Genomic DNA, 9,266 nt, shown 5'->3' on the forward strand with positions numbered 1-9,266 from the left:
ATCAATGAAAGTCCCGGCTGCGCACATCCAGCCCGTGTAGCAACGGGCTGAGGTCTTCGAGGCGACGGGCTATCAGGTGGCGGACACCCTCGGCGCACTCCAGCCGGCCCATTACCCGCAACAGTTGCGAACCCACCAGCACCCGTCGCTGACGCTCGGCGATGTCGCGCCAGACCACCACATTGACCATGCCGAACTCGTCTTCCAGGGTGACGAAAGTCACCCCGCTGGCGGTTTGCGGGCGCTGGCGGCCGGTGACCAGGCCGACCACGCTGACCGCATCGCCATGCCCGGCCTGATCCAGCGCCCGCGAGCTGCGACAACCCAGGCCGTCGAGACGGCGGCGCAGCAGGCTCAAGGGATGCGGGCCGAGGGTGGTGCCCACGCTGGCATAGTCGGCAAACAGGTCTTCGCCGACACTCGGCGCCGGCAGTTCGACCGCCGCTTCGCGCGGCGCCTCGACGCCAGCGAACAACGGCAATTGCGCCTGCACCGCCGCCACTTCCCAGCGCGCCTGATAACGATGCCCCGCCAGGGCGCGCAAGGCCCCGGCATCGGCCAGCAATTCACGCGCACGGGCATCCAGGCCCACCCGCTGGCAGAGGTCGAGCACATCCGTGAATGCCCTGCCCGCGCGCACCTGCTCCAGGTGCAGCATGTCTTCCTGGCGCAACCCCCGCACCTGGCGCAGGCCCATGCGCAGGGCTAGGCGACCGTCGTCCAGCGGTTCCAGGCTGCAATCCCAGGTGCTGTAGCGCACATCCACCGGGCGAATCTCGATACGGTGGCGGCGTGCGTCCTGGATGATCTGGTCGGGGCTGTAGAAACCCATCGGCCAGCTGTTGATCAGCGCGCAGGCGAAGATCGCCGGTTCATGGCATTTGAGCCAGCAACTGGCATAGGTCAGCAAGGCGAAACTGGCGGCGTGGGACTCCGGGAAGCCATAGCTGCCAAAGCCCTTGATCTGCTCGAAGATCCGTTCGGCGAATTCGAGGCTGTAGCCGTTTTTCAGCATGCCCTGGGTCAGCCGCTCGCGGTGCGGCTCCAGCCCGCCATGGCGCTTCCAGGCAGCCATCGAACGGCGCAGTTGGTCAGCCTCGCCGGCCGTATAGTCGGCAGCGACCATTGCCAACTCCATCACCTGCTCCTGAAACAGCGGCACGCCCAGGGTGCGTTCGAACACTTTCTTCAAGGCATCCGAGGGGTAGGTCACTTCCTCTTCCTTGTTCCGCCGACGCAGGTACGGGTGGACCATGTCGCCCTGGATCGGCCCCGGCCGCACAATCGCCACCTCGATCACCAGGTCATAGAAGTTGCGCGGCTTGAGCCTGGGCAGCATGGCCATCTGCGCCCGCGACTCGATCTGGAATACGCCCACGGTGTCGGCACGGCCGATCATGTCGTAGGTCGGGCTGTCGTTGGCCGGGATGCTCGCGATGCTCAACTCGTGGCCCCGGTGCAGGCGGATCAGGTCGAAGCAGCGGCGCAAGGCGCTGAGCATGCCCAGCGCCAGAATATCGACCTTGAGCAGGCCGACCAGGTCGAGGTCGTCCTTGTCCCACTGGATCACCGTGCGTTCTTCCATCGCGGCGTTTTCCACCGGCACCAGGGTGTCCAGCGGCTGCTCGGAAATCACGAAGCCACCCGGGTGCTGGGACAGATGTCGGGGAAAGCCGATCAGCTCGCCAGTCAGTGTCAGTACCCGGTGCAGCAACGCGCTGTGCGGGTCGAAACCGGCCTCGCGCAGGGCTTCGGCGCTGGGCACGCGGTCGCTCCAACGCCCGCAGCAATCGGCCAGGGCGTTGATCTGGTCGGGCGGCAGGCCGAGCACCCGGGCGATATCGCGCACCGCCCCCGCGGCATGGTAGGTACTGGCCACGGCGGTCAATGCGGCGCGATGCCGGCCATAACGGCGGAACACGTATTGCAGCACCTCTTCACGGCGCTCGTGCTCGAAGTCGACGTCGATGTCCGGGGGCTCATCGCGTTCGCGGGACAGGAACCGCTCGAACAGCAGGTGCACCTGGGTCGGGTCCAGCTCGGTGATGCCCAGCACGAAGCACACCACCGAGTTGGCCGCCGAGCCCCGCCCCTGGCAGAGGATGCCCTGGCTGCGGGCGAACTGGACGATGTCGTAGACCGTGAGGAAGTAGCTCTCGTAGTTCAGCTCGGCGATCAGTGCCAACTCGTGCTCAAGGGTGCTGCGCACCTCGGCCGTGATGCCTTGCGGCCAGCGCCAGCGCAGGCCTTTTTCGCTCAGCGCGCGCAACCAGCTGGTGGCGCTGTGGCCGCTGGGGACGACTTCATGCGGGTATTGATAGCGCAACTGCCCCAGGTCGAACCGGCAGCGCTCGGCAATCTGCACGCTGGCCTCAAGCAGCGCCGGCGGGTACAACTCGGCCAGTTGCGCCAGGGGCCGCAGGTGGCGTTCACCATTGGCGAACAGGCGGTGCCCGGCCTCGGCCACCGTGGTGTGATGGCGCACGGCAGTCATGCAGTCTTGCAGGGCGCGGCGCCCGCGCGCGTGCATCTGCACGTCGCCGCAGGCCACCGGGGTGATGTTCAGGGTTGTGGCCAGCGCCAGTAGTTGTTGCAGCCGTTGCTGGTCATCGGCGCCACGGTGCAGGTGCACGGCCAGCCACAGGCGCTCGGCAAATACCGTGCGCAACCACTGCCCGGTTGCCGGGGCCGCTTCGGCGTCCGGCACCCACAGCGCGAGCAAGCCTTCGCGGCACTCGCCAAGGTCTTCACGCAGCAGGCGGTACTCGCCCTTTTTCGCCCGCCGCCGGCCCAGGCTGATCAGCCGGCACAATTGCTGGTAGCCCTGCAGGTTTTCCGCCAGCAGGACCAGCTTGGGGCCGTCTTCAAGCTGTACTTCGCTGCCGACGACCAGCGCCATGCCCACGGCTTTCGCCGCCTGCCAGGCGCGCACGATACCGGCCAGGGTGCACTCGTCGGTGATCGCCAGCGCCCGGTAACCCTGCAGTTGGGCCCGTTCGAACAGCTCGCGGGCACTCGAGGCACCGCGCTGGAAGCTGAAGCTCGACAGGCAGTGCAGCTCGGCATACCCCACGCTCATGCGAACCAGCCCTGCAGCCACAGCGGGCCGTCTTCACCGATTCGGCGATAGGCCCAGCCGCGCTGGCCGCTGGCGGTTTCGATGCGGTAGTAATCGCGGCGCACATCAGCGCCGTCCCACCAGCCCGACTCGACCCGCTCGGGCCCGGCCAACAGGCGCAGCCCGTGCAAGGGCAAGGCTTGCGGCTCGGCCAGCAACCAGCCCGGGCGTAACGGTCCGGGGCTGCTCGCCAGGGCCTTGGTCGTGTTGGCGCTGCGCCAGGCGCATTCGGGGCGATGGTCGGCAACCGCCTGCACGCCCTGCACGGCCTCATCGCCCAAGCGGGCGCGCAGCCGCTCGCGCAACTGCTCCCAGTTCTGCTGTTGTTGCGGGCGCGCATTGAACAGCTCGCCGGGCTGCGGGACAAAGGCCGGCAGGTCTTCGGCGCACAGGCGCAAATTGCGCACCGGAGCGACGATCTGCAGTTGCTCCAGGCGGCCACGGGCCAGCTCGAAGAGCCTCCCCGCCTCGCGCTCGGCCGCCAGCAGGCCGACCGCAACCTCGGTGTCGGGCAGCCCGGCGGCATGTTCCAGGTGCAGGATGAAACGCTGCACGCCGCCATCGCGGCTGGCGAGGAAGGCGGCAAGGTCGGCGATCAGCCGGCGCAGCGGGAACAGCAGGGCCTGATGCGACTCGACATCAAAATTCAGCTCCAGCCGGGCATCGAAGCGGTCGGCCGGGAGGTAGCAGGCCAAGGCCATGGGGCGCAGGCCGAACAGGCGGTCCAGGTGCAGTTGCACCCCGGCGGCAAAGCGCCGGGCCAGGGTGTCACGCGGCAGCGCCAGCACCTGGTCGAGGCGGCGCAGGCCCATGCGTTCAAAGGCCTTGGCCGCGTCGGCCGGCAAGCCGACGCGGTCGATAGGCATCTGCAGCAGGGCCTGGCGCGTCGTCTGCGCACAGCTTGCAGCCAGCCCATCATGGGCGTTGGCAAGCATGCGCGCGGCCACCGGGTTGCTTGCCAACACGATGCGGTGACGCAGGCCCAGGTCGGTCAGCTCGGCGCGCAAGCGCGCCTCGAAGGCTGGCCAGGGGCCAAACAGGCCGAGGGTCGATTGCACCTCCAGCAGCAACGCCCGTGGGTAGTGCAGGCTGACCTGGCCACTGAAACGGTAAGCCCAGGCGGCGAGCAGTTGCTGCAATTGCTCGACCGCTGCCGGGTCATGCTCGACGCAGACGAACTCGCGGGCCAGCGCCTGGGCGGTGCTCAGGCTTTGCCCGGCACGCAGGCCCAGCGCGCGCGCCGGCAGGTTGACCGCTTGCAGCACGCGGCGCTGGGCCGGGCCACTGAGCAGCACCAGCGGCGTGTCGGGGTCGTCGCGTGCGCGCAGCACGCTGTCGAGCGCCAGCTGCGGCAGCAGAATGCAGGCCCAGAGCATCAATCATCACCCCTGCCCGGTCATGGCAATCGGCGCACGGGGCGCCAGCCCGCCACGGCACTTGAGCACCCGCCACTGCGCCGGTCGGGCATCGACGGCAATCCGCAGGGCCGCAGGCGACGGGTTCAGCGCCGCCTGTTGCGGGCGGCAGGCGAAGGCCAGGGTCTGGCCGGTTTCGGCGGCCACCTGCAAGCGTCGCAGCGAACGGTCGTCAGCCTTTTTCGGCCAGCACAACACCGCGCCGCAACTGCCTGAACGCAGGCACTGCTCGACCGCCCACAGTGCCTCGTCGGCGGCTGCGTCGATCCAGGCCAGCTGGCGCAGGTCGATACCGGCCGCCTGCCAGGCAGGCGGATAAGGGATGTACGGCGGCGCCACCAGCACCACCCGCTCGCCGTTGCCGGTGAGCCGTGCCAGGCTCGGCCAGAGCAGTTGCAACTCGCCGCAGCCATCGGCCGCCAGGAGGATTTCGCTGAGCGCCGAGGGCGGCCAGCCACCGCCGGGCAATGCTGCGTCCAGCGCCGCATGCCCGGTGGGTTGCAGGCCCTGGGGCTGGGCCAGCGGCCGGCCTTTCCAGACCCGGCGCTCGTCGAGCAGGCCGTCGAGGCTGACCACCGCGCCCATCAGTCGCGCCTCACCAGGCCGCAGAACACCCCTTCGATGACGAAGTCGCGCTCCGGGCCGACCTCGATCGGAGCGTAGGCCGGGTTGCGCGGCAGCAGGCGGTAATGCCCGCCACTGCGCTGGAAGCGCTTGATGGTCACCTCGCCGTCGAGCCGGGCGACGATGATCTGCCCGTCACGGGCGTCGGCCTGCTGCTTGATGCCCACCAGGTCGCCGTCGAGGATGCCGTCGTCGATCATCGAGTCGCCGCGCACCTTCAGCAGGTAGTCCGGCGAGCGGCTGAACAGGTGCGCGTCGAGCATCAATTGTTCGTGGATATCAACATCCGGGCCGATTGGCCGGCCCGCCGCCACCTGGCCAAGCACCGGGATCTCCAGCACCTCGGGGCGGCGCAACGCGCCGGCCAGGCGGATGCCGCGCGCCTGGTTGGGCGTGACCTCGATAAAGCCGGCCTCGCAGAGGGCCACGATGTGCTTGCGCGCCACGCTGCGCGAGGCAAAACCGAAGGCCTCGGCGATATCGGCGAGGCTCGGCGGTTGCCCTTGCTGCGCGATGCGCTCGCGGATGAAGGTCAGGATGGCGCTGCGTTTGGGAGAGAGTCTGGTCATGGAGTACATTTGTACTCTTTTCGGCTGTACCTGACCAGCCCCGCTGATCGGCCAACCCGGCTGATCCAGATGGCGGTTATGATGGCCGGCCATTGCCGCGGAAACTGCCCATGCTTGAAGCCTTGCTGTTCGACCTCGACGGTACCCTGACCGATACCGACAAACTCCACCTGCTGGCCATGCAACAGCTGTTGCTCGAAGACGGCCGGGTGCTGACCGAAGCCGAGTTCGATGAGCACGTCAGCGGTCGGGCCAATGCCGACTTGTGCCGTTACCTGTTTCCGGGGCGCCCGGTGAGCGAGCACCAGGCCTTTGCCGACCGCAAGGAAGCGCGCTTTCGCGAGCTGTCACCGACCTTGCAGCCGACACCCGGGCTGCTACGCCTGATCGACTACGCCGAGCGCGGCGGCATCGGCATGGCGGTAGTGACCAACGCGCCACGGGCCAATGCCACGCACATGCTGGCCGCAATGGGCCTGGCGGGGCGGTTCGAGCATGTGCTGGTAGCGGAGGAGTTGCCCCGGGCCAAGCCTGATCCCCTGCCCTACCTGAGCGGGCTGCAGCGCCTGGGGGCGCGGGCTGGGCATGCGCTGGCATTCGAGGATTCGGTGCCGGGGGTCACGGCGGCGAGCCAGGCCGGGATTTTTACCGTGGGGTTGTCAACCAGCCAAAAACCGGAGGTGTTGATGGCCGCCGGGGCGCAGTTGGTGGTGAGTGACTTTGAAGATGAGCGGTTGTGGGCGGTGATCGAGCGCATGGTTCGCTGAACCACCAGGCATTACCGTAGCCGCTGCCGTAAGGCTGCGCTCGCCTGCACAGCAGGCGCCGCCTTTGGGAGCCCTCACGGGCTCCAGCGCAGCCTCACGGCAGCGGCTACAGAATTGTCATCAGCCTTCTCAAGGCTCTAGCCCGATCCCTCGCAAAATCACGCTGATCACCGTCTGCAATGCCCGCTCGAACTGCGATTCGCTCAACGGCTTGTGCGCATTGAGCACACTCACCTGGTGGCTGAAGTCCGCATAGTGCTGGGTCGACGCCCAGATCATGTACAACAACCCCGACGGCTCCACCGGCAGGATCCGGCCATCCTCCACCCACTGGCGAATCTTGCCCTCCTTGATCTTCGCCCAGGCATACAAGCTCTCATCCAGCGCTTCACCCAGGTTCGGCGCCCCGTGGATGATCTCGTCGGCCCAGACTTTCGAGCCATACGGCCGAGTCCAGGAGTGGTTCATCTTGGCGCGGATATAGGTACTGAGCACAATCCGCGGGTCGTCATACAGCTCGAAACACAAGGCATCCTGCTTCCACACCTCCAGCAGGTCGAACAGCACCGCCTGGTACAGCTCGGCCTTGGTGCTGAAGTAATAATGCACGTTGCTGCGCGGGATCTGCGCGGCCTCGGCGATATCGACCATGGCCGTGCCGGCATAACCCTTCTCGGCAAAGACCTGCTCGGCCGCGATCAGGATCTTGTCGACGTTGCGTTGACGGATGTTCTGCTTGTGCGCGGTCATAGGCGAATCCAGGGCAACTGACCCCTGAAGGCTATCACCACCCCAGGATTTCGCGATGACCGGGCAAAAAAGTTGTGTGCTTGACAGTGTTTCGCAGTGTCAGGACGAAACCTGCTCAAGGAAGATCAGTTGCAAAGGCTCAGCCAGCAAGTCGTCGGCACCGGCGGCAAAGTGCTGGAAGTACGCCGTGGCGAAATGCGCATCGAGCGCAGCCTGGTCCTGGAACGCCTCACGCATGTAGAACGTTCCGCGCTCATCGCGCAGTTCGAACAACACGTAGTCGAGGTTGCCCGGTTCAGCACGGGTGGGCTCAACCAGAGCCAGCAACGCCGCTTTCAAGGCCTGCTGTTTACCGGCCTTGGCCTTGAGTACGGCGATCGATACCAATGTATTGCTGGGTGCACTCATCATTAACGCTCCACGCTTGAGATCATTCAAATGGCAGGGCGCTCATCTTGGTTTTCGCGCCCGCCAGGAAGAACCGGCAGAACGCGATAACACTTTCATCGCAGGAATGAAACTGACCGTTGTCGAACATCGGGGTTTGACAGCTGCGCCTGAGCATCTATATTCCCCACGCGGCAAATTGGAAGGATTCCACTCGGCCCAAACGGAAAACAGGAGTTTTCTGATGCACACTTTCACGGATGATAAAAACTTGAGCTATATCGCCTCTTTCCCTGCCCCCTACCTTGCCCTCATTACAGTGAGCAATACACCCGTCTTCGCCCACCTCACACGGCCTGTCTGCACCTGACAACAGCAATGCCTTAAGCGCTCCTTATGCGCCCGTGACCTGCCCATGGCTGTCACTGCATTCGCTCGCCCTCAATAAAGTTCCACCCTTAACGTCTGGTGTGTGATGACTGTAATAACGTCTTTGAAACCTACGCTGTGCCTGCCCGTTGGCATGGATGAACAAATACCTGAACTGACACTTCGCGCGGGAACCTTGGAAGATGTAACGCGCCTCGCCGAGTTATTCACGATCACCTATGGGCAAACAACTCACCCCTGCCAGGCCCCTGACTACATCGATCAGGCGATGCGCAGTGGGCAACAGCGATGGTTCGTGGTCGAACTGGGCGCGAAGATTGTCGGCTGCTCCTGCGTCGCCCGCCGTGCCTGGAACCAGTCCTGGGAAGTGTGCCATGGGGTGGTCCACCCCGAGGCGCGCCGCACAGGCGTTATCTCCAGCCTGGTAAGGCTCAGCCTGGAAGAGCACTGCCCAGAAGCGCTGGAACTCGGGTTCTATATCACCCGCAACCTGGCCAGCCACTCGGTCATGAAGCACATCAAACCTGCCGTTCTGGTGGGCCATGACGGCGGCCCGGACACGGTCGATGGCCTCAGGGAATATCACCTGACCGCCCTGCACCCGCCAACATGCGACGGCTTCGTTCATGCAGCTCCCTGGTATGCCAACACCGCGGGCGCTGAATTCATCAGTCACTTTCTGTATGAGTCATTGCAACTTGAACCGGTGCAGGATAATTACCCTGCTACTTGCCTGAGTGGCCCACCGGGTGCAGAACAAACAGGCCACTTGCGCTATACCCATGATGCCGCTGGCAATGCCCTGACGTTATCCGGCGAGTCCCAATGCGCACTCAGCGAACAGGCCGTCATCGCTGAACTCAGCGCCTTGCTTGAACAATGGAAGCACGCCGACTATATCAGCGTGCCTATCCTGGCCGACAAACTTGAACTGCTCAGCTATTTAATCAGCCTGGGCTTCTCGATTACCGCCTACCTGCCGGCCTGGCACCTGCATCAGGGCGCCAGGTTCGATTGCATCCTGCTGGTCCTGAACAACTTCTCGCCGGCGCCGCGCAGCCATGGCTTCGATGACGAAGTGGTGTTCTTCGACCAGGCCTATGCCCGCTTGGCTGACCACCTGTGCACGCTCGCTGCACAGCGCCCGCGTTAACTATCCATTCATTCAAATGCAATACATCCCTCGACGGATGACCTGTGGAGAGTGCTGACCGTGACCAAAGAACAATGGCTATTCGGATAATCG

Annotated in this window: 8 protein-coding genes; 2 read left to right on the top strand and 6 right to left on the bottom strand. The window is 65.2% G+C overall.

The window, feature by feature from the left end; genetic code table 11:
- Position 1: 1 nt before the first annotated feature.
- Genes M5G11_RS15675 through lexA form a run of 4 tightly spaced genes read right to left on the bottom strand, consistent with a single transcriptional unit; the run spans position 2 to position 5,735 of the window.
- The gene (locus M5G11_RS15675) at positions 2–3,100 is read right to left on the bottom strand and encodes an error-prone DNA polymerase (RefSeq protein ID WP_273913241.1); all 3,099 of its coding nucleotides are present in this window, start codon (positions 3,098–3,100) and stop codon (positions 2–4) included.
- Entirely contained in the window at positions 3,076–4,494 is a 1,419-nt protein-coding gene (locus M5G11_RS15680) for a Y-family DNA polymerase (protein ID WP_273913240.1), read from the bottom strand. The genes M5G11_RS15675 and M5G11_RS15680 overlap by 25 nt, the downstream gene beginning before the upstream one ends.
- Positions 4,495–4,500: 6 nt before the next feature.
- Positions 4,501–5,118: a translesion DNA synthesis-associated protein ImuA gene (gene imuA, locus M5G11_RS15685; protein ID WP_273925313.1), complete on the bottom strand. Its 618-nt coding sequence runs from the start codon at positions 5,116–5,118 to the stop codon at positions 4,501–4,503.
- Positions 5,118–5,735, bottom strand: coding sequence for a transcriptional repressor LexA (gene lexA, locus M5G11_RS15690; protein WP_273913237.1), 618 nt, complete (start codon positions 5,733–5,735; stop codon positions 5,118–5,120). The genes imuA and lexA overlap by 1 nt, the downstream gene beginning before the upstream one ends.
- A gap of 101 nt (positions 5,736–5,836) precedes the next feature.
- Here lexA and M5G11_RS15695 point away from each other — a divergent pair, with 101 nt between their 5' ends.
- Positions 5,837–6,493, top strand: a complete 657-nt coding sequence (locus tag M5G11_RS15695; RefSeq protein ID WP_273913236.1) for an HAD family hydrolase — start codon at positions 5,837–5,839, stop codon at positions 6,491–6,493.
- Between the two features lie 129 nt (positions 6,494–6,622).
- Here M5G11_RS15695 and M5G11_RS15700 read toward each other — a convergent pair whose 3' ends face one another.
- Positions 6,623–7,243: a TetR/AcrR family transcriptional regulator gene (locus tag M5G11_RS15700; protein ID WP_273913235.1), complete on the bottom strand. Its 621-nt coding sequence runs from the start codon at positions 7,241–7,243 to the stop codon at positions 6,623–6,625.
- Positions 7,244–7,342: 99 nt separating this feature from the next.
- Positions 7,343–7,651 (bottom strand): putative quinol monooxygenase, encoded by a 309-nt coding sequence (locus tag M5G11_RS15705; RefSeq protein WP_273913234.1) that lies wholly within the window; start codon positions 7,649–7,651, stop codon positions 7,343–7,345.
- Between the two features lie 502 nt (positions 7,652–8,153).
- On the opposite strand from M5G11_RS15705, the gene M5G11_RS15710 reads away from it, so the two are divergent.
- Positions 8,154–9,173, top strand: coding sequence for a GNAT family N-acetyltransferase (locus M5G11_RS15710; RefSeq protein ID WP_337994924.1), 1,020 nt, complete (start codon positions 8,154–8,156; stop codon positions 9,171–9,173).
- Positions 9,174–9,266 lie beyond the last annotated feature (93 nt).

The organism is Pseudomonas fontis, from assembly GCF_028656955.1.
Taxonomy (GTDB): domain Bacteria; phylum Pseudomonadota; class Gammaproteobacteria; order Pseudomonadales; family Pseudomonadaceae; genus Aquipseudomonas; species Aquipseudomonas fontis.

Excerpts from the sequence above, each read along its gene's own strand:
- M5G11_RS15680 (WP_273913240.1), bottom strand. The coding sequence starts at position 4,494 with ATGCTCTGGGCCTGCATTCTGCTGCCGCAGCTGGCGCTCGACAGCGTG.
- M5G11_RS15695 (WP_273913236.1), top strand. The coding sequence starts at position 5,837 with ATGCTTGAAGCCTTGCTGTTCGACCTCGACGGTACCCTGACCGATACC.
- M5G11_RS15700 (WP_273913235.1), bottom strand. The coding sequence starts at position 7,243 with ATGACCGCGCACAAGCAGAACATCCGTCAACGCAACGTCGACAAGATC.
- M5G11_RS15705 (WP_273913234.1), bottom strand. The coding sequence starts at position 7,651 with ATGAGTGCACCCAGCAATACATTGGTATCGATCGCCGTACTCAAGGCC.
- imuA (WP_273925313.1), bottom strand. The coding sequence starts at position 5,118 with ATGGGCGCGGTGGTCAGCCTCGACGGCCTGCTCGACGAGCGCCGGGTC.
- lexA (WP_273913237.1), bottom strand. The coding sequence starts at position 5,735 with ATGTACTCCATGACCAGACTCTCTCCCAAACGCAGCGCCATCCTGACC.
- M5G11_RS15710 (WP_337994924.1), top strand. The coding sequence starts at position 8,154 with ATGGATGAACAAATACCTGAACTGACACTTCGCGCGGGAACCTTGGAA.